At 64.9% G+C, this 22260-nt stretch carries 21 protein-coding genes; 19 read left to right on the top strand and 2 right to left on the bottom strand.

Annotation, left to right across the window (positions count from 1 at the left end):
* The first annotated feature begins 9 nt into the window (after positions 1-9).
* The 8 genes from AC0WRY_RS27260 (at position 10) to AC0WRY_RS27225 (ending at position 7060) form a co-directional block, all read left to right on the top strand.
* Complete coding sequence (locus tag AC0WRY_RS27260) at positions 10-993, top strand: tripartite tricarboxylate transporter substrate binding protein BugD (protein ID WP_194403856.1); 984 nt, start codon at positions 10-12, stop codon at positions 991-993.
* Between the two features lie 171 nt (positions 994-1164).
* A complete protein-coding gene (locus tag AC0WRY_RS27255) occupies positions 1165-1959 on the top strand; it encodes a thymidylate synthase (protein ID WP_194403855.1) in 795 nt (264 codons plus the stop codon).
* Between the two features lie 5 nt (positions 1960-1964).
* Positions 1965-2450 (top strand): GNAT family N-acetyltransferase, encoded by a 486-nt coding sequence (locus tag AC0WRY_RS27250; protein ID WP_194403854.1) that lies wholly within the window; start codon positions 1965-1967, stop codon positions 2448-2450.
* On the top strand, positions 2450-2962 hold the full coding sequence (locus tag AC0WRY_RS27245; RefSeq protein WP_194403853.1) for a dihydrofolate reductase: 513 nt from the start codon (positions 2450-2452) through the stop codon (positions 2960-2962). The genes AC0WRY_RS27250 and AC0WRY_RS27245 overlap by 1 nt, the downstream gene beginning before the upstream one ends.
* A gap of 153 nt (positions 2963-3115) precedes the next feature.
* Entirely contained in the window at positions 3116-4252 is a 1137-nt protein-coding gene (gene hflK, locus AC0WRY_RS27240) for an FtsH protease activity modulator HflK (protein ID WP_194403852.1), read from the top strand.
* Positions 4249-5145: a protease modulator HflC gene (hflC, locus tag AC0WRY_RS27235; protein ID WP_194403851.1), complete on the top strand. Its 897-nt coding sequence runs from the start codon at positions 4249-4251 to the stop codon at positions 5143-5145. The genes hflK and hflC overlap by 4 nt, the downstream gene beginning before the upstream one ends.
* A 72-nt stretch (positions 5146-5217) precedes the next feature.
* A complete protein-coding gene (locus AC0WRY_RS27230) occupies positions 5218-5424 on the top strand; it encodes a DUF2065 domain-containing protein (RefSeq protein WP_194403850.1) in 207 nt (68 codons plus the stop codon).
* 142 nt (positions 5425-5566) lie between these two features.
* Complete coding sequence (locus AC0WRY_RS27225) at positions 5567-7060, top strand: Do family serine endopeptidase (RefSeq protein ID WP_194403849.1); 1494 nt, start codon at positions 5567-5569, stop codon at positions 7058-7060.
* 141 nt (positions 7061-7201) lie between these two features.
* On the opposite strand, the gene serB is transcribed toward AC0WRY_RS27225, so the two are convergent.
* Positions 7202-8107 carry a phosphoserine phosphatase SerB gene (gene serB / locus AC0WRY_RS27220; RefSeq protein WP_491121718.1) on the bottom strand — a complete coding sequence of 302 codons (906 nt, stop codon included), beginning with the start codon at positions 8105-8107 and terminating at the stop codon, positions 7202-7204.
* Between the two features lie 11 nt (positions 8108-8118).
* Between serB and miaA the strand changes: the two genes are divergently transcribed.
* From miaA to AC0WRY_RS27170, 10 genes are all read left to right on the top strand, one after another.
* Positions 8119-9075 (top strand): tRNA (adenosine(37)-N6)-dimethylallyltransferase MiaA, encoded by a 957-nt coding sequence (miaA, locus tag AC0WRY_RS27215; protein WP_194403847.1) that lies wholly within the window; start codon positions 8119-8121, stop codon positions 9073-9075.
* A 328-nt stretch (positions 9076-9403) separates the two neighbouring features.
* The gene (locus tag AC0WRY_RS27210) at positions 9404-11179 is read left to right on the top strand and encodes an acetolactate synthase 3 large subunit (RefSeq protein WP_194403846.1); all 1776 of its coding nucleotides are present in this window, start codon (positions 9404-9406) and stop codon (positions 11177-11179) included.
* A 24-nt stretch (positions 11180-11203) separates the two neighbouring features.
* The gene (ilvN, locus tag AC0WRY_RS27205) at positions 11204-11746 is read left to right on the top strand and encodes an acetolactate synthase small subunit (RefSeq protein WP_028145447.1); all 543 of its coding nucleotides are present in this window, start codon (positions 11204-11206) and stop codon (positions 11744-11746) included.
* Between the two features lie 3 nt (positions 11747-11749).
* Positions 11750-12445 (top strand): class I SAM-dependent methyltransferase, encoded by a 696-nt coding sequence (locus AC0WRY_RS27200; RefSeq protein ID WP_194403845.1) that lies wholly within the window; start codon positions 11750-11752, stop codon positions 12443-12445.
* A gap of 47 nt (positions 12446-12492) precedes the next feature.
* Positions 12493-13383, top strand: coding sequence for an EamA family transporter (locus AC0WRY_RS27195; RefSeq protein WP_194403844.1), 891 nt, complete (start codon positions 12493-12495; stop codon positions 13381-13383).
* A gap of 7 nt (positions 13384-13390) precedes the next feature.
* On the top strand, positions 13391-13993 hold the full coding sequence (locus AC0WRY_RS27190; RefSeq protein WP_194403843.1) for a LysE family translocator: 603 nt from the start codon (positions 13391-13393) through the stop codon (positions 13991-13993).
* 134 nt (positions 13994-14127) lie between these two features.
* Positions 14128-15147 (top strand): ketol-acid reductoisomerase, encoded by a 1020-nt coding sequence (ilvC, locus tag AC0WRY_RS27185; RefSeq protein WP_194403842.1) that lies wholly within the window; start codon positions 14128-14130, stop codon positions 15145-15147.
* 310 nt (positions 15148-15457) lie between these two features.
* Positions 15458-18802 carry a bifunctional diguanylate cyclase/phosphodiesterase gene (locus AC0WRY_RS27180; protein WP_246776339.1) on the top strand — a complete coding sequence of 1115 codons (3345 nt, stop codon included), beginning with the start codon at positions 15458-15460 and terminating at the stop codon, positions 18800-18802.
* Positions 18803-18842: 40 nt separating this feature from the next.
* Positions 18843-19934, top strand: a complete 1092-nt coding sequence (locus AC0WRY_RS27175) for a DUF2336 domain-containing protein (protein WP_194403840.1) — start codon at positions 18843-18845, stop codon at positions 19932-19934.
* 79 nt (positions 19935-20013) lie between these two features.
* Complete coding sequence (locus AC0WRY_RS27170) at positions 20014-20862, top strand: SDR family oxidoreductase (RefSeq protein WP_194403839.1); 849 nt, start codon at positions 20014-20016, stop codon at positions 20860-20862.
* A 10-nt stretch (positions 20863-20872) separates the two neighbouring features.
* On the opposite strand, the gene AC0WRY_RS27165 is transcribed toward AC0WRY_RS27170, so the two are convergent.
* Entirely contained in the window at positions 20873-21493 is a 621-nt protein-coding gene (locus tag AC0WRY_RS27165; RefSeq protein ID WP_194403838.1) for a hypothetical protein, read from the bottom strand.
* A 107-nt stretch (positions 21494-21600) separates the two neighbouring features.
* Here AC0WRY_RS27165 and AC0WRY_RS27160 point away from each other — a divergent pair, with 107 nt between their 5' ends.
* On the top strand, positions 21601-22254 hold the full coding sequence (locus AC0WRY_RS27160) for a TetR/AcrR family transcriptional regulator (protein ID WP_246776338.1): 654 nt from the start codon (positions 21601-21603) through the stop codon (positions 22252-22254).
* Positions 22255-22260 lie beyond the last annotated feature (6 nt).

Here is a 22260-nt window from a genome sequence, read left to right as displayed (position 1 = left end):
GGGATCGACATGACCTTTATTCGCGCGCTCGCTTCGAGCGCATGTGCCGCAGCGCTTGCATCGCTGTGCGCCTTTGTCACACCGGCGAAGGCTCAGACCTACCCGACGCGCAGCATCACCATGGTCGTGCCGTTCGCGGCCGGCGGCCCGACCGACGTCGTCGCGCGCATCGTCACCGCGCACATGGCGCAGACGCTCGGACAGAGCATCATCATCGAGAATGTGGTCGGCGCCGGCGGCACCACCGCGACCACGCGCGCCGCGCGTGCGGCCAATGACGGCTACACGCTGATCACCGGGCACATGGGCACGCATGCCGCCTCCGTGCCGCTCTATCCCAAGCTCGCCTATCATCCCGAAAAGGATTTCGAGCCGATCGCGCTGCTCGCGGGCACGCCGATCCTGATCCTGGCGCGCAAGGACTTTCCGCCGAAGGACCTGAAGGAGTTCGTGACCTACGTGAAGGCCAATGCCGAGAAGGTCAACGCCGCGCATGCCGGCGTGGGCTCGGTCTCGCACGTCTCGTGCGAGCTCCTGCACTCGATCCTCGACATCAAGCCGGTCGGCGTGCCCTTCAACGGCACGGGACCTGCGATGAACGCGCTGGTGGCGGGCCAGGTCGACTACATGTGCGACCAGATCGTCAACGCTGTGCCGCAGATCAACGCCGGCACCATCAAGGCCTACGCGATCGCAACGCCGGAGCGTAATCCGTCGCTGCCGAACGTGCCGACGACGGCGGAAGCCGGCCTGCCGAAATTCCAGGCCCAGGCCTGGAATGCGATGTTCGCGCCCAAGGGAACTTCGGCCGCGATCGTGGCCACCCTGACCGCCGCGGCCAGCAAGGCGCTCGACGACGAGACCGTGAAGAAGCGCCTGCTCGAGCTCGGCAGCGTCATCCCGACCCCTGCGGAGCGCACGCCGGAAGCGCTGGCCACCCTCGTCAAGAACGAGATCGCGAAGTGGACCCCGGTGCTGAAGCCGGCCACTTAATCTGTACTTTCAAGCTGATAGGCGAGGGGCGGGACGCCGAGTTCCGCCCCTTGTCGTTTGCGCCGAGACCACTCATTTTTCCGGGTATAATCGGTGCGGACAGCGAATCGCCGCTGTTGCAGCGCGGGGGCGGCCGCTAAGTTCGCCGCCTCCCCAAAGGCACAGTCGCACATGCACCAGTATCAGGACCTGCTCGAGCGGATTCTTTCAGACGGCGCGGAGAAGACCGATCGCACCGGCACGGGCACGCTCTCGGTGTTCGGCCACCAGATGCGCTTCAATCTGTCCGCGGGCTTCCCGATGCTGACCACCAAGCGGCTGCCGCTGAAGGCGATCGTGCACGAGTTGCTGTGGTTCCTGAAGGGCGACACCAACATCAAATATCTGCGCGACAACGGCGTCACCATCTGGGACGAGTGGGCGGATGCCAATGGCGATCTCGGCCCGGTCTACGGCCACCAATGGCGCTCCTGGCCCACGGCCGACGGCCGCAGCATCGACCAGATCGCCAACGTCGTCGACATGATCAAGCGCACCCCGGACTCCCGCCGGCTGATCGTCACCGCCTGGAATCCCGCCGACGTCGAGAAGATGGCGCTGCCGCCCTGCCACCTGCTGTTCCAGTTCTATGTCGCGAACGGCAAGCTGTCGTGCCAGCTCTATCAGCGCTCGGCCGACGTCTTCCTCGGCGTGCCCTTCAATATCGCCTCCTACGCGCTGCTCACCATGATGGTCGCGCAGGTCACGGGCTTGAAGCCCGGCGACTTCGTGCACTCGCTCGGCGACGCCCATCTTTATTCGAATCACCTGGAGCAGGCGCGGCTGCAACTGACGCGGACGCCGCGTCCGTTGCCGGTGATGCGGATCAACCCTGATGTGAAGGACATTTCGTCCTTCCGCTTTGAGGATTTCGAACTCGTCGGCTACGACCCGCATCCGCACATCAAGGCGGAAGTCGCGGTCTGACCCGGATGTCGCTCAACATCCGCCGCGTGCGCCCGGGTGAAGCCGGGCTCGTCCTCGATTTCATCCGCGAGCTCGCCGAGTACGAGAAGCTCTCGCATGAGGTGGAGGCAACAGAAGCCGACATCGCCGAGGCATTGTTCGGGGACAGGCCGCAGCTCTACTGCGCGATTGCCGAGTGGAACGGTGAAGCCGTCGGCTTTGCGGTCTGGTTTTCGAACTTCTCCACCTTCAGCGGCCGCCACGGCATCTATCTCGAGGATCTCTACGTGCGGCCGTCGCATCGGGGCAAAGGCCTCGGCAAGGCGCTGCTGGTCTATCTCGCGAAGGAATGTGTCGACAACGGCTGGTCGCGCCTGCAATGGGCGGTGCTCGACTGGAATGCGCCGTCGATCGCGTTCTACAAATCGCTCGGCGCCGTCATGATGGACGACTGGACGCTGTGCCGCGTCACTGGGCCGGCGCTGACACGGCTTGCCGGGAGCTCTGCCTGATGGAGATCGTCTTCGTCGTCGCGATCGCGGAGAATGGCGTCATCGGCGCGGGCAATGCGATGCCGTGGCGATTGAAGTCCGACATGGCGCGCTTCAAGGCGCTGACCATCGGCAAGCCCGTGATCATGGGCCGCAAGACTTTCGAATCGCTGCCCCGCCGTCCCCTGCCGGGCCGGACCAATATCGTGATCACGCGCGATACGGCTTATCGCGCCAATGGGGCCGTCGTCACGACATCCGCCACGGATGCCGGCGCGGTTGCGCTTGGCGATGCCCTGCGGCGTTCGGTCACCGAGATCGCCGTGATCGGCGGCGCCGAGATCTTCCGGCAATGGCTCGACCGCGCCGATCGCCTCGAGATCACCGAAGTGCATGCTCGACCCGAAGGCGACACGCATTTCGACATCGACAAGGCGGAATGGGACGAGGTTGGACGCGTCCGCCATCCTGCCGGACCCGACGACAGCGCCGACTACTCCTATGTGACATATCGTCGGCGGCGCGGCCATTAACCGCTTTCGTCAATGTTTACATTGACTTTTTCGTGCCCGAGCATAGCTCGGAAGACGGTCAGGGCTGCGTTGTAAGGGACCTGCCTGTCCCCTATAAAGCCGGACCGGACAAAGCGGGCGGGGGCAATTCCACCCTGCCGAGGAGAGCGTCGAATGCCGTGGAAGAATCAGGGCGGTGGCCCATGGGGCTCGGGTCCAAAGGGACCATGGGGCTCAGGCCCGCAACCGGTCGGGCCGAGGCCGCCGGATCTGGAAGACCTTCTGCGCCGCGGCCAGGATCGCCTCCAGCAGATCATGCCGGGCGGCTATTTCTCCGGCATCGGCATCACGCTGATCATCCTGCTCATCATCGCGTTCTGGCTGCTGTCGGGCTTCTTCCGCGTGCAGTCCGAAGAACAGGGCGTCGTGCTGCGCTTCGGCAAGCACGTCCGCACCGTGGACCCGGGCCTGAACTATCATCTGCCCTATCCGATCGAGACCGTGCTGCTGCCCAAGGCGCTGCGTGTCAACACCATCTCGATCGGCATGACGCTGATCGACGATCCCGCACGGCGCGGCCGCTCCATCCGTGACGTGCCGGAAGAGAGCCTGATGCTGACGGGCGACGAGAACATCGTCGACGTCGATTTCACCGTGCTGTGGCGCATCAAGCCCAACGGTGTCGGCAATTTCCTGTTCAACATTCAGAACCCCGAAGGCACCGTGAAGGCGGTCGCCGAAAGCGCGATGCGTGAGGTGATCGGCCGATCGCAGATCCAGCCGATCCTGACCGGTGCGCGCAACGTTACCGAGCAGGGCGTCCAGGAGCTGATCCAGAAGACGCTGGACAGCTACGGCGCCGGCATCCAGATCAGCCAGGTGCAGATGCAGAAGGTCGACCCGCCCGCGCAGGTCATCGATGCCTTCCGCGACGTCCAGGCGGCGCGCGCCAATCTCGAGCAGCTGCAGAACGAAGCGCAGACCTACGCCAACCAGGTCGTGCCGCAGGCGCGCGGACGGGCGGCGCAGATTCAGCAGGCCGCCGAAGGCTACAAGGAGCAGGCGGTCGCCGAGGCCAAGGGCCAGAGCGCGCGCTTCCTGAAGGTGTACGACGAATACAAGAAGGCGCCCGACGTGACGCGTGAACGAATCTATCTGGAGACGATGGAGCGCGTGCTCGGCGGCGCGGACAAGCTCGTCTATGACGGCGGCTCTTCAGGCCAGGGCATCGTGCCCTATCTGCCGCTGGGCGAATTGACCACCAAGCGGCCGCCTAGCACCGGTCCGCAGTCGAGCGGAGGCAACCGATGAGGTCTCCGGTCACAGGTTTCGTCACGCTGATCGCGCTCCTGTTCGTCGTGGTCGTCGGCTACATGTCGCTGTTCACGGTGCAGCAGACCGAGCAGACCATCGTGCTGCAGTTCGGCCGGCCCGTCGACGTCGTCACCGCCCCCGGCCTGCACTTCAAGGCGCCGTGGAATTCGGTGATCAACATCGACAAGCGGATTCTCGACCTGGAGAACCCGTCGCAGGAAGCGATCGCGTCCGACCAGAAGCGGCTCGTGGTCGATGCCTTCGCGCGCTACCGCATCAAGGACGCGCTGCGCTTCTATCAGAGCGTCGGCTCGATCCAGGCTGCGAACATCCAGCTCACCACGCTCCTCAACGCGGCGCTGCGCCGCGTGCTCGGCGAAGTCACCTTCATCAACGTGGTGCGCGACGACCGCGAGAAGCTGATGCAGCGCATCCGCGATCAGCTCGATCACGAGGCCGACGGCTACGGCATCGAGGTCGTCGACGTCCGGATCCGCCGTGCCGACCTGCCGGAGCAGAACAGCCAGGCGGTCTATCAGCGCATGAAGACCGAGCGCGAGCGCGAAGCGGCCGAGTTCCGCGCGCAGGGCGGCCAGAAGGCCCAGGAGATCCGCTCCAAGGCCGACCGTGAGGCGACCGTGATCATCGCGGAGGCCAACTCGCAGGCCGAGCAGACCCGCGGTGCAGGCGATGCCGAGCGCAACCGCCTGTTTGCGGAAGCCTACAGCAAGGACGCCGACTTCTTCGCCTTCTACCGGTCGATGACCGCCTATGAGAACGGCCTGAAGTCGAACGATACCCGCTTCCTGCTGCGGCCGGATTCGGATTTCTTCCGGTACTTCAGCAACCCGTCCGGCAAGATGGCCACCGAGACGCCGGCGAAGCCGTAAGCTAGATAGAGGGCGGCGAATCTCGCCGCCCTTCGTCCAAACGAAAACAGCGTCACGAGAGGTTCCAATCCGATGAGGTCCATTGCGTTCTCCGATTTCCTCATCGGCTTGGGCATCCTGTTCGTGCTGGAAGGCCTGATGTTTGCTGCCAGTCCGAACTGGATGCGCAAGGCCATGAAGAGCGCCATCGCCACGCCGGACAATATCCTGCGGGTGGTCGGGATCGGTTCGGCGGTCGCCGGCCTGATCCTGATCTGGGTGATGCGGCGTCCGGTCTAGACCCTCGCACCAACGCCAAAGTGAAGCCGAAAGGCGGGTTTTCGCCGTATTATCGGGGTCTTGAGGCCGTTAAGCTCCGTGCTTGCGCCGTCCCCCCGTTCGAGCGCAGTCTGGACCCGAATCCTTTTCTCTGGAGATACCAATGCCCGCTGCCACCATTGCCCCGACCCGCTTGCGTTTAGGGCTGGCCGCGCTCGTCGTCAGTGCTTTCAGTGCGTTCGGCACGCCGGCAGAGGCGCGCGGACCGGATGGCATTGCCGACGTCGCCGAGAAGGTGATCGACGCGGTCGTCAACATCTCGACCTCGCAGACCGTCGAAGCCAAGGGCGGCGGCAGCAACACCATGCCGCAATTGCCGCCCGGCTCGCCCTTCGAAGAGTTCTTCGACGACTTCTTCAAGAACCGCAGGGGCCCCGGCGGCAGCAAGGGCGGCGACAACGGCAGCGCCCCGAAGAAGACCAACTCGCTCGGGTCCGGCTTCATCATCGACACCGCGGGTGTCGTCGTCACCAACAACCACGTCATCGCGGATGCCGACGAGATCCACGTCATCCTCAACGACGGCACCAAGATCAAGGCCGAACTGGTCGGCGTCGACAAGAAGACCGACCTCGCCGTGCTCAAGATCAAGCCGCCGAAGCCGCTGGTCGCGGTGAAGTTCGGCGACAGCGACAAGCTGCGCCTCGGGGACTGGGTGGTCGCGATCGGCAATCCCTTCAGCCTGGGAGGCACGGTGACCGCCGGCATCGTCTCCGCCAAGAACCGCGACATCTCCTCGGGGCCTTACGACAGCTACATCCAGACCGACGCGTCGATCAATCGCGGCAATTCCGGCGGTCCGCTGTTCAACCTCGACGGCGACGTCATCGGCGTCAACACGCTGATCATCTCGCCCTCGGGCGGCTCGATCGGCATCGGCTTCGCCGTGCCGTCGAAGACGGTCGTGGGCGTCGTCGATCAGCTGCGCCAGTTCGGCGAGCTGCGCCGCGGCTGGCTCGGGGTGCGCATCCAGAGCGTCACCGACGAGATCGCCGAGAGCCTCAACATCAAGCCCGCGCGCGGCGCGCTGGTTGCGGGCGTCGACGACAAGGGCCCGGCCAAGCCGGCCGGCATCGAGCCGGGCGACGTCGTCGTCAAGTTTGACGGCAAGGACGTCAAGGATCCGAAGGACCTCTCTCGCGTCGTCGCCGACACGGCGGTCGGCAAGGAGGTCGACGTCGTCATCATCCGCAAGGGCCAGGAGCAGACCAAGAAAGTCACCCTCGGCCGCCTCCAGGATCCCGAGAAGGTGCAGGCCGCGGTGAAGACCGACGAGCCGGCGCCGGAAAAGCCGGTGACGCAGAAGGCGCTCGGCCTCGATCTCGCCGCGCTGAACAAGGATCTGCGCACGCGCTACAAGATCAAGGACAGCGTCAAGGGCGTGGTCGTCACCAATGTTGACGCCAATTCCGACGCCGCGGAGAAGCGCCTCTCGGCCGGAGACGTCATCGTCGAGGTTGCGCAGGAAGCGGTCTCGAGCGGTGCCGACATCCAGAAGCGGGTCGATCAGCTCAAGAAGGACGGCAAGAAATCGGTGCTGCTGCTGGTCTCCAATGCCGACGGCGAGCTGCGCTTCGTGGCGCTGAGCGTGCAGTAAGGCAGGCTTTTCGCTCCACACTCGCTGTCATGCCCCGCGAAGGCGGGGCATCCAGTACGCCGCGGTCTCCCCGTATCCCGCTCTGTCTCTGGAACACTGCATCACCCGCCTTCGCGGGTGATGACGGCGGAGGGGAGGTGGCTACCCCTCCACGAACTCCTCGCGCTTGTACCCCTGCGCATAGAGCAGCGCGGTGAGATCGCCATGATCGATCCGCGCGGCCGCCGCCGCCGCAACCGCCGGCTTGGCGTGATAGGCAACGCCGAGCCCGGCCGCCTGGATCATCGCGAGATCGTTGGCGCCGTCGCCGACCACGACCGAGTCGATGTCGTCGAGATCGAACGATTCCATCAGGTCGACCAGCGTCGCGAGCTTCGCCGCGCGGCCCAGAATCGGCTCCTTCACCTCGCCGGTGAACTTGCCGTCGCGCACGACGAGCTCGTTGGCGCGGTTCTCCTGGAAGCCGATCTTGGCCGCGACCGCGGTCGTGAACAGCGTGAAGCCGCCGGAGACGAGGCAGGTATAGGCGCCGTTGGCCCGCATGGTCGCGACCAGCGCGCGGCCGCCCGGGGTCAGCGTGATGCGCTCTTCCAGCACTTCGTCGACCGCGCTGGCGGGCAGGTCCTTCAGCAGTGCGACGCGCTCGCGCAGCGCCGGCTCGAACTCGATCTCGCCGCGCATGGCGCGTTCGGTGATGGCGGCGACATGCGCCTTCACCCCGACGAGATCGGCGAGCTCGTCGATGCATTCCTGGCCGATCATGGTGGAATCCATGTCGGCGAGAAAAAGCTTCTTGCGCCTGAAGCCGACAGGCTGCACCACGATGTCGATGGGCAGGTTGCCGCGCAGCTCGCGCAGCCGCTGCTCGATGGCGTGGCGGTCGGCTTCGAGGTTACAGTCGGCACCGAAGGGGATATCAACCGCGACGCCGTCGAACAGCCAGTGTGCTGGCGATGCCTGCGGCAGCACGGCGCGGGCCCCGTCGACGATGGTGGAGTCGAGCGCGGGATTGTCGGGGTTGCAGATCAGCGTGGCGACGAGGGACATTTGAGGTTTTCGTGAGCGAGGAGCAAGTCGGCAGAAGGCCCGTTGGCGAGGCCGTGCTTATCGCAGGACCGACCGCCAGCGGCAAGTCGGCGCTGGCTCTGGAGCTCGCGCTCGCCACCGGCGGTATCGTCATCAATGCCGATTCCATGCAGGTCTACCGCGACCTGCGCATCATCACGGCACGGCCGACCCGTGACGAGGAAGCGCGCGCTCCGCACCGTCTCTACGGCCATGTCGATGCCGCCTTGAATTTCTCGGCCGGCGCCTGGGTGACTGATGCGGCCAAGACGCTCGACGAGGCGCGCGCCGAAGGCCGCCTGCCGATCTTCATCGGCGGCACCGGGCTCTATTTCAAGGCGCTGACGGCGGGACTCTCGGTGGTACCGCCCATTCCTGCCGAGGTGCGCGAGGACGTCCGCGCGCGGCTGGAGCGGAACGGGGCGGAGGCGCTGCATGCGGAACTCGCTGCCCGCGATCCGCGCGCCGCGGAGCGATTGAACCTGCGAGACCGCACCCGCATCGCGCGCGCACTCGAAGTGATCGAGGCGACCGGCCGGTCGCTGCTCGACTGGCACCGGGAGGGCCAGCCGCCGCTGCTGCCCAAGGGCAGCTTTCGCGCCGTCTTCCTCGCGCCCGGGCGCGACGAGCTCTATGCCCGGATCGATGCCCGCTTCGATGCCATGCTGGGTGCCGGCGCGCTGGAGGAGGTCGAGCGGCTCGCCGCGAGGCAGCTCGATCCGCTGCTGCCGGCGATGAAGGCCCATGGCGTGCCGGCCCTGATCCGGCATCTGCGCGGCGAGCTCAGCCTTGAGCAGGCCGCCACCATCGGGCGCGCCGACACCCGCCACTACGCCAAGCGGCAATTCACCTGGTTCCGGCACCAATTGCCTGACTTCGAATGGGTCAAGCCGGAGGAGGCGAGGGAGTGGCTTGCGGCCGTCGGGAGGGCGGCGCGGGACGGCGGCTGACACACTTTCCCTTCGGGTTCCCCAATTTACCTCTCGCCGAACCCGGGGAACACCGCTACACTGCCAAAATCGCGCGGGAACGGCCGCATTGCCTTGACATCCGGGCTTTGGCCGCTATGTTTCGCGCAACCTTTGGGAAGCCGGGCACCTGCCATGCGTAACATTATTACCAAACTCCTTATCGCCGTCGTACCCAGGCACACCGCCGGGGATGGCTAGCTGCCATCCACATGACAGGCGGTGTGCATGGGCCCTCTTCGGGGCCTTTTTTATTTCCCAAACCCGACACGAACGAAGCCGCTGACAACAGCGCATCCGGAGCAAGCCAATGAGCGACAAGAGCCACGATCCGAACCAGATGACCGGCGCCGCGATGATCGTTCGCGCGCTCATCGATCACGGCGTGACTGACATTTTCGGCTATCCCGGCGGCGCGGTGCTTCCGATCTATGACGAGATCTTCCAGCAGAGCGAGGTCCAGCACATCCTGGTGCGTCACGAGCAGGGCGCGGGCCACGCCGCCGAGGGCTATGCGCGCTCGACCGGCAAGCCGGGCGTCGCGCTGGTGACGAGCGGTCCCGGCGCCACCAACATGGTGACGCCGCTGACCGACGCGCTGATGGACTCGATCCCGCTGGTCTGCATCTCCGGCCAGGTGCCGACGCATCTGATCGGCAATGATGCTTTCCAGGAATGCGACACGGTCGGCATCACGCGGCCCTGCACCAAGCACAATTGGCTGGTGCGGGACGTCAACGATCTCGCAAAAGTGCTGCACGAAGCCTTCTACGTCGCGACCTCCGGCCGTCCCGGCCCGGTGCTGGTCGACGTGCCCAAGGACGTGCAGTTCGCGACCGGCACCTATCATCCGCCGCGCAAGTCCGACGTGCACCGCTCCTACGCGCCGCGCGTGAAGGGCGATGCGACGCAGATCCGCAAGGCCGTCTCGCTGCTCGCGAACGCCAAGCGCCCCGTGATCTACAGCGGCGGCGGCGTCATCAATTCCGGCCCCGAAGCGACCAGGCTGTTGCGCGAACTGGTCGAGGTCACCGGCTTCCCGATCACCTCCACGCTGATGGGCCTCGGCGCATACCCCGCGTCGGGCAAGAACTGGCTGGGCATGCTCGGCATGCACGGCACCTACGAGGCCAACATGACGATGCATGATTGCGACGTCATGCTGTGCGTCGGCGCGCGCTTCGACGACCGCATCACCGGTCGCGTCGATGCGTTCTCCCCGGGCTCGAAGAAGATCCACATCGACATCGACCCGTCCTCGATCAACAAGAACATCCGCGTCGACGTGCCGATCATCGGCGATTGCGGCAACATCCTCGGCGACATCCTGCAGGTGTTCAAGGCGGAGGCGAAGAGGCCTGACATCAAGTCGTGGTGGCAGCAGATCGCGCAATGGCGCGCCCGCAACTCGCTCTATTACAAGAAGAGCAACGACGTCATCCTGCCGCAGCACGCGATCCAGAGCCTGTTCGAGGCGACGCGCGGCAGGGACACCTACATCACGACCGAAGTCGGCCAGCACCAGATGTGGGCGGCGCAGTTCTACGGCTTCGAGGAGCCGCATCGCTGGATGACGTCGGGCGGTCTCGGCACCATGGGCTACGGCCTGCCGGCCGCGGTCGGCGTGCAGGTGGCCCATCCCGACAGCCTCGTCATCGACATCGCAGGCGATGCCTCGGTGCAGATGACGATGCAGGAGATGTCGACGGCGGTGCAGTACGAGCTGCCGATCAAGATCTTCATCCTGAACAACCAGTACATGGGCATGGTGCGGCAGTGGCAGCAGCTGCTGCACGGCAACCGTCTGTCGCATTCCTATTCGGAGGCGCTGCCGGACTTCGTCAAGCTCGCCGAGGCCTATGGCGGCGTCGGCATCCAGGTGCACAAGCCCGGCGATCTCGACGGCGCCATCCAGGAGATGATCTCGGTCAAACGCCCGGTGCTGTTCGACTGCCGCGTCGCGGCGCTCGAAAACTGCTTCCCGATGATTCCCTCCGGCAAGGCGCACAACGAGATGCTTTTGCCGGAGCAGGCGAATGACGAGGCGACCGCGAAGGCGTTCGCCGGCGGCAAGGCGCTGGTGTGACGAGAGAGATTTGAGGGGACGACAATGAACCAGCCCGCATCCGCCTACTTCATCGAAGAGCGCCACGATCCGAACGAGACCCACACGCTCGCTGTGCTCGTGCAGAACGAGCCCGGCGTGCTCGCGCGCGTCATCGGCCTGTTCTCGGGCCGTGGCTACAACATCGAAAGCCTCACGGTCTCCGAGACCGAGGCCCAGAAGCATCTATCGCGCATCACCATCGTCACGACGGGCACGCCGATGGTGATCGCGCAGATCAAGAACCAGCTCGACCGCATGATCCCGGTCTACCAAGTCGTCGACATGACCCAGACCCGGCGTTCGATCGAGCGCGAGCTCGCCATGGTCAAGGTGCGCGGCCAGGGCGAGCATCGCGTCGAGGCACTGAGGCTGGCGGATGCGTTCCGCGCCCGGGTGATCGACGCCACCACCGAGAGCTTTGTGTTCGAGATCACAGGCAATACCGACAAGATCAATCAATATATCGACCTGATGCGCCCGCTCGGCCTCGTCGAGGTGTCGCGCACCGGCGTTGCCGCGATCGGCCGCGGGCCTGAAGGGATGTGAACCATGCTGGCGCGCGACTGGTACTATAACGAGCGGAACCGGATGGGGATCGAGCCCGCTGTGGCCTCGATCTACGACGCCCACGACGATGCCGATCTGCGGGCGCGCGCCGCGCTGAAAATGCTGGGAGTCCAGCGCGGCTGGCGCATCGCCGATATCGGCTGCGGCAACGGCGTGCTGGCGACCGAAGCGGCGCTGATGGGCGCCGAGGTCGACGCCATCGACATTTCGCCGGCGATGCTGGCGCTTGCCGAGATCTACGCGCGCGATCGCAAGGCGCCCGTGCGCACCCAGTCCGCAGGCCTGCTCAGCTTCGCCTATCGGCCGGAATCCTACGATTTGATCGTCAGCGAATTCACGCTGCATCATTTGCCGGATTTCTGGAAGGCGGTGGCGATGTCGCGGATCTTTCGCGCGCTCAAGCCGGGCGCGACGTTCTATCTGCGCGACATCGTCTACGCATCGATGCCGGACGCGGTCGAGCGCGACGTCGAGCAATGGGCCGATTTCCAGATCAAGAACCACGATTTTTCGCGCGATGGCGTCGTCACGCACATGCGGGACGAATATTCCACCTTCGGCTGGGTGATGGAGCGGATGCTGACCGACGTCGGCTTCACGCTGGTCTCGGCCGATTACCACGCACCGATGCACGGCACCTATCTGCTGCGCAAACCAAGAGCCGGCGAGCAAGGCTAAAACGAACAACAACAGGACTGCACGACAGGGCAGAGCCGAGAACAACAATGAAGCCGGCCGATATCCTCATCGCCCTCCTGGTGGCGATCATCTGGGGGCTTGCCTTCGTGGCGAGCCGGATCGCACTCGACGAGTTCTCGCCGGAGCTGATGACGGCGATGCGCTTCGCCATTGCGGCGGCGCCGTGCCTGTTCATTCCGAAGCCCAAGGTCGCTTGGTCGCTCCTGATCGCGATCAGCTTCACGCTGTTCCTCGGCCAGTTCCTGTCCCAAGCCTACGGCATCGCCCATGGCGTGCCGGTCGGGCTGACCAGCGTCGTGGTGCAGAGCCAGGCACTTTTCACGATCGGCTTCGCTGCGATCGCATTCGGCGAGCGGCCGACGCCGGTGCAGACGCTCGGCATCGGCATCGCCGCAATCGGCCTCCTGATGATCTGCGGCACGGTCGGCTACGATTTCAGCGTCGCGGCCTTTGCGGTGCTGATGATCGCTCCGGTCTGCTTTGCGATCGGCAATCTTCTGCTGCGCGGGGCGCGCGGCGCGCCGATGTTCGATCTGTTTGCCTGGCTCTGCCTCACGGCCGCGGTGCCGCTCTTCGCGCTTGCGCTGGTCGTCAACGGGCCGGCGCCGACCCTCCAGTCGCTGATCCACATGTCGCTCACCGGCCTCATCTGCCTGCTCGTGATCGGCGCGATCTCCACCAGCATCGCCTATTGGCTGTGGGGCCGATTGCTGCGCGACTATCCCGCCGCGCAGGTGGTGCCGTTCGCACTGCTGGTGCCGTTCGTCGGCTCGGCGGCCTCGAGCATCGTGTTCGGCGAGCGGTTCGGGCCCCTGCGGCTTGCCGGCATGCTGACCGTGATCGCCGGTATCGCGGTCATGGTGCTGGCGAAGCGGCCCAACGCGTTACCCGAAGAACCGTCGCCGAAGACGGCGTGAGGTGAGCATGTCCCAGTCGCTGTTCTATGCCTTCCTCATCTTCATGGTCGTGATGTATTTCACGCCGGGGCCGAACAACATCATGCTGTTGTCGTCGGGCCTCACCTACGGCTTCCGGCGCACCATCCCGCACATCGTCGGCATCGTCCTCGGCTTTGCCTTCATGGTCGCCGCGGTCGGCCTCGGGCTCGGCTCGGTGTTCCTGGCCTATCCGATCCTGCAGACCATCCTGAAATATGCCGGCGCCGCCTACCTGATCTATCTTGCCGCCGCGATCGCCATGTCCGGTCCGACCAGACCGGGGGAGGGAGATGGCCGAGGCCCGATGACCTTCTGGGGCGCGGCGATGTTCCAATGGATCAATGCCAAGGGCTGGGTGATCGTGATCGGCACCATCACCGCCTATGCGGCGATCGCCCAATTCCCGCTCAATATCGCGATCCAGACCCTGATCAGCCTGATCGTCGGCACCGTCTCGACCGTGGTCTGGGCCTTGTTCGGCTCCGCATTACGGCCGGTCCTGACCTCGGAGCGGCTGGTCCGCGCCTTCAATATCCTGATGGCGATCCTGCTGCTGGCTTCCCTCTACCCCGTTTTCATGGATGCATGATGTCGCGGATTTCCATGCAGAAACGGGTTTCCCTCTGGGGCCGAAATGCTCTAGACAGCCCCCGAAATCCGCAAATTTCACCCTTCGGACACTGACCATTGGCCGATTTTCGGCCCTGAACGAGGAAACGACCTATGCGTGTTTATTACGATCGCGACGCCGACCTGAACCTGATCAAGGGCAAGAAGGTCGCCATCGTCGGCTATGGCAGCCAGGGCCATGCCCATGCGCTCAATCTGAAGGATTCCGGCGTCAAGGAAGTCGCCATCGCGCTGCGCAAGGATTCGGGCTCGGTGAAGAAGGCGGAAGCCGCCGGCTTCAAGGTGATGGAAGTCGCCGAAGCTGCCAAATGGGCCGACCTCGTCATGATGCTGACCCCGGACGAGCTCCAGGGCGACATCTATCGCGATCACCTGCACGACAACATGAAGAAGGGCGCGGCGCTGGTGTTCGCGCACGGCCTCAACGTCCATTTCAACCTGCTCGACCCGCGCGCCGACCTCGACGTGCTCATGATCGCGCCGAAGGGTCCCGGCCACACCGTGCGCTCGGAATATCAGCGCGGCGGCGGCGTGCCCTGCCTGATCGCGATCGCCAAGGACGTCTCGGGCAACGCCCATGACCTCGGCCTGTCCTACGCGTCGGCCGTCGGCGGTGGCCGCGCCGGCATCATCGAGACCACCTTCAAGGAAGAGTGCGAGACCGACCTGTTCGGCGAGCAGGTCGTGCTCTGCGGCGGCCTGGTCGAGCTGATCAAGGGCGGCTACGAGACCCTGGTCGAAGCCGGCTACGCGCCGGAGATGGCCTATTTCGAGTGCCTGCACGAAGTGAAGCTGATCGTCGACCTGATCTATGAAGGCGGCATCGCCAACATGAACTACTCGATCTCCAACACCGCCGAATACGGCGAGTACGTCACCGGTCCGCGCATCGTCACCGCCGAGACCAAGGCCGAGATGAAGCGCGTTCTCGCCGACATCCAGGGCGGCAAGTTTGCCCGCGACTGGATGCTCGAGAACAAGGTCAATCAGACCTCGTTCAAGGCTACCCGCGCCAAGCTCGCTCAGCACCCGATCGAGGAAGTCGGCGCGAAGCTGCGCGACATGATGCCCTGGATCAAGAAGGGCGCTCTGGTCGACAAGAGCAAGAACTAAGGCTGCGTCCGGATGCAGCAGCATCCGGCGCGCCCGCTAACGCGTTACTGATCCGGCAGCGAGCCGGTCCTACCAAGAGGCGCACCGCCAACGCGGTGCGCCTCTTTCGTTTCAGAAGCCTGCGGGTCGGTATCCAAGTGCCTACAATTCGCGGCTTTATTGCATAAAGCCCGAGAATCTACGGTGGTTGGTCGGAATTCGGCGATCAACGGAATCTTAGCATTGCGGAGCGACGGTGGACCGTCCGCTCCAACGAAAATGAGCAATGCTCGAAGCTTGGCGAAAATTGGCTCGATCGCCGGGATCGTCCGTGACGATCCTGGGTCTGCTGTTTTCGGCACTCATCGTTGCGTTGCTGCTCGTTGATTTCGGTACCCGCTATCGGGAAGCCATCGCATCGGCACAAACCGACGCGGCCAACCTCGCCGCCATTTTGGCCGAGCACGCCGCTCTGACCTTTGAAGACATCGATCGCGTGCTGCTGGAGGCCGAGGCGATCCGCAAGGAAAGTCTCTCCGGAAAATATGCCGGGCCGGGTGCGGCCAACGCGGCGTTGCGTCAACTTGCCAGGCGCTCTTCCATTCTCGTCGCGGTCGGCTGGACGGATGCTTCGGGAGAGGTCATCGCGCATTCCTACGATCACGCGCCGGCCCGCAGCAACATTTCCGAGATGTCGCACTTCATCGCTCACCGCGACAACGTTGCCAGCGGGCTGTTTGTTGCGCCTCCCTATCGTTCTGCCGTCAACAACAAATGGTTCAGCGCGGCCTCGCGCCGGCTCAACAATCCCGACGGAAGCTTTGCGGGAATCGTGACCGCACCGCTGGATCAATCGTACCTTCTGAAAATCTATCGCACGCTCGATCTCGGCGGTGACGGCTCCGTCGTTCTGCTCCACCGCAATGGGCGAATTCTGGCGCGGGTGCCGGAGCAGAAGGACGTCCTCGGTATGTCGGTTGCGGGCGGCCCGCTGTTTACCCGGTATCTGCCAGAGTCGGACGCTGGCTCCTATGAATTGACGAGCCCGGTCGACGGCATCGCCCGCGTCGCCGGTTACAAGGCAGTCAGTGGCCTGCCGCTCGTCATGGTCGTGACCTACGCCCGCAGCCACGTGTTGCAGCCATGGTACCGGCATCTCTACCTGTTCGGCCCGCTGGCCGCCGCGATCGTCGTCGTCATCCTGGTTGGCACATCGCTGCTGCAACGACAGACCTCCGCGCTTGCGGAGACGAATACGCGTTTCAACGCCGCGTTGAGCAACATGCCCCATGGGCTCAGCATGTTCGACGCGGACGAGAAGCTCCTGATCGCCAACAGCCGCTACCGCGAGATGTATGGGCTCACGGAAGCGCAGGTGCAGCGAGGCACCCCGCTCCGCAACATCGTCCGCGACTACAACACGGCAGAAGGCGTTCTGGATCTCGATGAATTCCTGGAGGGTGCAAAGCAGCGAGCGCCCCGGATCATCACGCTCGCCGATGGTCGCATCATCTCGATCCTGCGTACGCCGATGCAGAACGGCGGCTGGGTCGCGACGCATCAGGACATCACCGAGAAGCGGCGGGACGAGACGCTGCTGGCCGAACACGCCGCCGAGCTGAAGCTCATCAATACGCGCTTCGACGTCGCCATCAGCAACATGTCGCAGGGTCTGTGCCTGTTCGATGCGGACAAGAATCTCGTGATATCGAACGGCCGATATCAGCAGATGTATGATCTGCCTGACGAACTCGTCAGGCCCGGCACGCCACTGCAACGGATATTGCAGCACTATGCGGATCGCGGCGAAGCCGACCAGAACCTGACGGTGAATCAGCACCTCCAGAGGATGCCGAACCAGCGCCAGCAGGACTATCAACTGAAAAACAGTCGCCAGATCCTGATCCAGCGCAAGCCGCTGCCGGACGGCGGTTGGGTCGCGACGCATGAGGACGTCACCGAGCAGAGGCGCGGCGAGCAAATGCTGGCCGAGAAGGCCGCCGAACTGGAGGTCATCAACCTCCGCTTCGATGCCGCCCTCAACAACATGTCCCAGGGGCTTTGCCTGTTCGACGCCGATCAGAGGATCGTGGTCTCGAACGCCCGCTACGGGGAGATCTATCATCTCGGCAGCGACCAGATCAGGCCGGGCACCTCGCTGGCGCAGATCCTCGACTATCGCCGCGAGCAGGGCACCCATTTCGCCGACGTCGCACCGGATGTCTATCGCAAGCAGAACGTGAAGCTGCCGAGCGAAATTCGCGAGCTCACCGACGGACGGGTGGTCGCGATCGCGCGGCACATGATGCCCGGCGGCGGCTGGCTCACGACCCACGAGGACATCACGGACCGCGCGAAAAACGAGAAGCGGATCGCATTCCTGGCGCAGCACGACCTGCTTACGGGACTGGCGAACCGCGCCGTGTTCTCCGAGAAGCTCGACGAGGCGGCGCGGAGGCTCGAGCGGCACGGCTCGACATTCACCGTCCTGATGCTCGACCTCGACAGGTTCAAGGCCGTCAACGATACGCTCGGTCACGCCGCGGGCGACCAGCTTCTGGTCGAAGTGGCAAAGCGATTGCAGTCGTCGCTTCGGGATACCGACGTGCTGGCGCGCCTTGGCGGGGACGAATTCGCAATCATCCAGGAGAACGAGAAAAACCAGAGCGAAGGTGCGATTGGCCTCGCGCTACGGATCATCGGCCTGATCGAGCAGCCCTTCGATCTCGGCGGTAACAGGGTCAGCGTCGGGACCAGCGTCGGAATTGCGTTCGCGCCGGAGCATGGCTCGGATGCCGAAGCCCTGCTCAAGAAGGCCGACGTCGCGCTCTACGCGACCAAGTCGGCCGGTCGCAACGACTACCGCATCTTCCAGAGCGACATGACCGAATCCGCCGATACGAAGAAGTCGATGGAAGCCGAGCTGCGCGAGGCGATGGCGCGCGACGAATTCGAGTTGCACTATCAGCCGGTGGTCGATGCGAGGACCCGCGCGATGAGCGGAGTGGAAGCCTTCGTGCGCTGGCATCATCCGTCGAAGGGCGTGCTGGCGCCCGAACAGTTCCTCGGGACGGCCGCGTCGGCGGGGCTGGTGTTGCCTCTTGGAGAATGGATTCTGCGGCAGGCGTGTCTGGATGCCGCCGCCTGGCCGTCGCATGTCAGGATCGCCGTCAACGTCAGCGCCGCTCAGTTGCTCAAGGGCGACTTTTTCGACGTGGTGCTGTGCGCCCTGGTCGAGACCGGGCTGTCGCCCGAGCGGCTCGAGCTCGAGGTCCCCTCGGGCGCGGTGCTCGGCGGGAATCCGGCGGCACAGCTCCTCACGATGCGGCAGTTGAAGAATCTCGGGGTCTCGATCGTGCTTGACGATTGCGGCATGGGGTATTCGGCGGCCAGCTTTCTTCAGGGATTTCCGTTCGACAAGATCAAGATCGATCGGTCGATCGTGCACGGATGCACAACCCGAAGGGATTGTGCGGCCGCGGTCGCCTCAGCGATCGCCCTGGCCGACGGTCTCGACATCGCAACGGTCGCCAAGGGGGTCGAGAGCTGGGAGCAGTTCGAAAGCCTGCTCGCGACGGGCGTGGATTTCGTTCAGGGCTATCTGTTCGGGCGTCCCGTGCCCTGTTCCGACGTCGATTTCGACATGACGATTCCAGCGAAGCGGCACGTCGCCTGAACAGGCGGCCTCGAAGCATTCGGGATGAAGGCAGGCGGACATGCAGGACAGTCTGATCGATCAGCTCGAAGGCGCTCTGGCCAGCAAGGAGCTGTCCAAGCGCGCCGAAGTCCTGCGACACGTCACCGACCTCTTCGTGTTCGGCTCGGGCAAGTTCACGGGCGAGCAGATCGACCTGTTCGACGAGGTCATGAGCAAGCTCGTCGAGACGATCGAGAGCTCCGCTCGCGCCGCCTTCGGGAGCAGGCTGGCCAGGCTGCCCGATGCCCCCAGCAGGACGATCCGCCTGCTCGCGTTCGACGACGCCATCGACGTCGCCGCGGCGGTCCTGGAGCACTCGCCGCGCCTCGACGAGGCGGTCTTGGCGGAGAACGCACGGACCAAAAGCCAGGATCACCTGCTGGCCATCGCCGGACGCAGCCGGTTGAGCGAGCCCGTGACCGACGTTCTGCTCGAACGGGGCAACGACGAGGTCGCCGCGCGGACCGCCGGCAACAGCGGCGCAAGATTCTCGACCGAGGGAATGTCCACGCTCGTCAGGAGGGCGCGGGACGACGGCGCGCTCGCGATGTGCATCTGGTCTCGTCCGGATATCCCGCGCGAGACCCTGCTGAAATTGTTCGGACAGGCCTCCGAGCTGGTGAGGCGCAAGCTCGAGACGGCCGATCCTCGCCGGGCTGCGCAGATCCGTGGCGCAGTCTTGCAGGCCTCCGATGAGCTTCAGACGACGGCGCGGGCGGGGTCCGGCGAGCATGCCGAGGCGCTGGCCGATGTTCGCGCGATGCATTCGCGGGGAATGCTCGACGAGGCGCGCTTGCTGGGTTTCGTCGAGGAACGCTCCTTCGACAGAACCGCGGTCGCGCTGTCGCTGATGTGTGATCTGCCCATCGGGGTGATCGAGCGTGCGCTGGCCGGCGGCGAGCCTGAACAGCTTCTCATTCTCGCGCGAGCCGTTGGGCTATCCTGGGAAACCACCAAGGCGATGCTGAGATTTCAGGGCGGCCCCGATGACGTCACGCGCGAGCGGTCGGATGCGTGCTTTGCGAGCTTCGTGCGGCTGAAGCCGAGCACCGCGAAGGCCGCGCTCCAGTTCTACCGGCTTCGCGAGCGGGCCAAGCAAGGCCTTTCCTAGGTCCGCGCGGAAGCGCGGACAGGCATTGCGCACCGGCGCCTTCCTCCTACATGATCGCGGGAACCTGAGGGAGGGGACCATGCGATCTGTCGTCGTCACCGGCGCGTCCACCGGCATCGGCTGGGCTACTGCAAAATTCCTGATCGGGCGCGGCTATCGCGTCTTCGGCAGCGTCCGCAAGCAGGTCGATGCCGATCGGCTGACGGCCGAGTTCGGCACCAATTTCTCACCTCTGTTGTTCGACGTCACCGACGAAGCCGCCGTCCTTGCTGCCGCGCGGACGGTCCGCGAGGCGCTGGGCGGCGAGACGTTGGCTGGCCTGGTCAACAATGCCGGTGTCGCGGTCGCCGGCCCCGTGCTCGAATTGTCGGCCGACGATTTTCGCCGCCAGATGGACATCAACGTGATCGGTCCCGTCATCGCGACGCAGGCGTTCGGGCCGCTGCTCGGCGCCGACCCCTCGCTGAAGGGGCCGAAAGGGCGGATCGTGATGATCAGCTCGGTCGCGGGCAAGAACGGCAATCCGCTGTCGGCGCCTTATTGCACCTCCAAGCATGCCATCGAAGGCCTTTCCGAAAGTCTGCGCCGCGAATTGATGCTGTTCGGCATCGACGTCATCATCGTCGCCCCTGGCGCGGTGAAGACGCCGATCTGGAGCAAGGCCGAGGAGATCGATCTCTCCGTCTACCAGAACTCGCCCTATCTGCCGGCGCTGAACAAGGTCATGGCCTTCATGATGGACCTTGGCGCCAAGGGCCTGCCGGCCGAGCGGATCGCCGAGATCGTGTTCGAGGCGCTCACCGCGGCGAGCCCGAAGGTGCGCTATCAGATCACCCCTGACCCGATGCGGCATCTGATCGCGAGCGTGCTGCCGAAGCGGACGCTCGATCGCATCATCGCCAAGCGGCTCGGATTCCTGCCGCAGTAAGATGGGCGCTTCAGCCCGCCGCGACGGTCTTCCCGCGCGGATGGCCGGCCATCGCGATCATGCGCAGCGCCATCACGATCAGGAGCGGAATGAGGAATGCGGCATAGAGCGGCATCGCCGGCACGCGCTTGCCGAACGAGACCATGAACTGGAGCCAGAGATAATAACCGCCGGCAAGATGCAGTGTCCGCCAGGCGCGCGGCCCGATCAGCGCGGCGGTGCGGTCGAATGAGGTCGCGCTCATGGCAATGATCACGGCATAGCCGATGCCGCCAAAGATGTAGGAGACGGGCGAGGTGGCCGCCGCGAAGTCGACCGGGTCCAGGTTGGCGAAGAGGATGATAGCGGCCGCATGGATCGCGTGGGAAGCGGCAAAGCTCAGGCCGAGATAGCGGCGGTTGCGGCGCTGCCAGCGCGTCCAGCCATTGGGCCACAGCCGCGCCAGCGCTGCGGCGCTGAAGGCGAGGCAGAACAGCAGCAGCGAGCTGCGCGCCGTGAAACGGATCACCATCCGCACGCCCTCGACCTCGAACTGCCGCATCGAGGCGATCCACACGCTGAGGACCACCAGGCTGAGGGCGAGGGCGGCCAGCAGCCGCCAGCCTTCGAGCCAATCTTGACGTTGCGACATGTGACATCCCTCCGTTATGTAATCACTGATTACATTTCGATGCTGCGCATTGGTCAACGGTGTAATCGCTGCTTACATTCACGTTCGGGTGATGCTAGGAAGTGCCCATGCCCGCCCGTCAACCGTCCAAGCCGCCTGCCCGCCGCCCCAGAGGCCAGGCCCGGCCGTATCACCATGGCGACCTCCGCCGCGTCCTGATTGATGCTGCGCTGCAGCTTGCGGCCGAAGGAGCGGAGGTCTCGGTCCGCGAGGCCGCCCGCCGGGCCGCGGTGTCGCCGGGTGCGCCGTTCCGGCACTTTCCGAATCGCGACGCCCTGATGGCGGCCGTGGCCGAGGAGGCGCAGCGGCGTTTTCGTGCGGAGATCGACGCGGCCCTGAGCGCGGCCCCGGCGGCCGCGCCGCTCGCCCGTTTCCACGCCTTCGGCCTTGCCTACCTGCACTGGGCCATGCGCAATCCCGCCCATTTCGAGATCATCTCCACTGGACGTTACTTCGTCCATGGCAGCTCCGCGGAACTGACGCGTGACAATGCCGAGCTGATCGCGCTGACCGAGGGGATCCTGGCTGACGCGGCGGAGCAGGGCCTGCTGCGCTCGGCGGACCTCAAGCGCATTCAGGTCGCCGGCCGCGCCCTGGTTTACGGTTTTGCCAGGATGAATCTCGACGGCCACTTTCCGCGCTGGGGCGTCGAGGCCGGTGAGATCGAGCGGATGGCGGAGGGCGTGCTGGATCTGTTCATCGCCGGCATCGCGAAATCCTGACGCCGC

Source organism: Bradyrhizobium sp. T-12, from assembly GCF_058314695.1.
The sequence above is the reverse complement of the archived record's forward strand: the minus strand, read 5'-3'. Positions and strand labels throughout refer to the sequence as shown.

Coding starts and splice junctions, on each gene's coding strand:
- AC0WRY_RS27260 (WP_194403856.1), top strand. CDS start 10: ATGACCTTTATTCGCGCGCTCGCTTCGAGCGCATGTGCCGCAGCGCTT.
- AC0WRY_RS27255 (WP_194403855.1), top strand. CDS start 1,165: ATGCACCAGTATCAGGACCTGCTCGAGCGGATTCTTTCAGACGGCGCG.
- AC0WRY_RS27250 (WP_194403854.1), top strand. CDS start 1,965: ATGTCGCTCAACATCCGCCGCGTGCGCCCGGGTGAAGCCGGGCTCGTC.
- AC0WRY_RS27245 (WP_194403853.1), top strand. CDS start 2,450: ATGGAGATCGTCTTCGTCGTCGCGATCGCGGAGAATGGCGTCATCGGC.
- hflK (WP_194403852.1), top strand. CDS start 3,116: ATGCCGTGGAAGAATCAGGGCGGTGGCCCATGGGGCTCGGGTCCAAAG.
- hflC (WP_194403851.1), top strand. CDS start 4,249: ATGAGGTCTCCGGTCACAGGTTTCGTCACGCTGATCGCGCTCCTGTTC.
- AC0WRY_RS27230 (WP_194403850.1), top strand. CDS start 5,218: ATGAGGTCCATTGCGTTCTCCGATTTCCTCATCGGCTTGGGCATCCTG.
- AC0WRY_RS27225 (WP_194403849.1), top strand. CDS start 5,567: ATGCCCGCTGCCACCATTGCCCCGACCCGCTTGCGTTTAGGGCTGGCC.
- serB (WP_491121718.1), bottom strand. CDS start 8,107: ATGTCCCTCGTCGCCACGCTGATCTGCAACCCCGACAATCCCGCGCTC.
- AC0WRY_RS27210 (WP_194403846.1), top strand. CDS start 9,404: ATGAGCGACAAGAGCCACGATCCGAACCAGATGACCGGCGCCGCGATG.
- ilvN (WP_028145447.1), top strand. CDS start 11,204: ATGAACCAGCCCGCATCCGCCTACTTCATCGAAGAGCGCCACGATCCG.
- AC0WRY_RS27200 (WP_194403845.1), top strand. CDS start 11,750: ATGCTGGCGCGCGACTGGTACTATAACGAGCGGAACCGGATGGGGATC.
- AC0WRY_RS27195 (WP_194403844.1), top strand. CDS start 12,493: ATGAAGCCGGCCGATATCCTCATCGCCCTCCTGGTGGCGATCATCTGG.
- AC0WRY_RS27190 (WP_194403843.1), top strand. CDS start 13,391: ATGTCCCAGTCGCTGTTCTATGCCTTCCTCATCTTCATGGTCGTGATG.
- ilvC (WP_194403842.1), top strand. CDS start 14,128: ATGCGTGTTTATTACGATCGCGACGCCGACCTGAACCTGATCAAGGGC.
- AC0WRY_RS27175 (WP_194403840.1), top strand. CDS start 18,843: ATGCAGGACAGTCTGATCGATCAGCTCGAAGGCGCTCTGGCCAGCAAG.
- AC0WRY_RS27170 (WP_194403839.1), top strand. CDS start 20,014: ATGCGATCTGTCGTCGTCACCGGCGCGTCCACCGGCATCGGCTGGGCT.
- AC0WRY_RS27165 (WP_194403838.1), bottom strand. CDS start 21,493: ATGTCGCAACGTCAAGATTGGCTCGAAGGCTGGCGGCTGCTGGCCGCC.
- AC0WRY_RS27160 (WP_246776338.1), top strand. CDS start 21,601: ATGCCCGCCCGTCAACCGTCCAAGCCGCCTGCCCGCCGCCCCAGAGGC.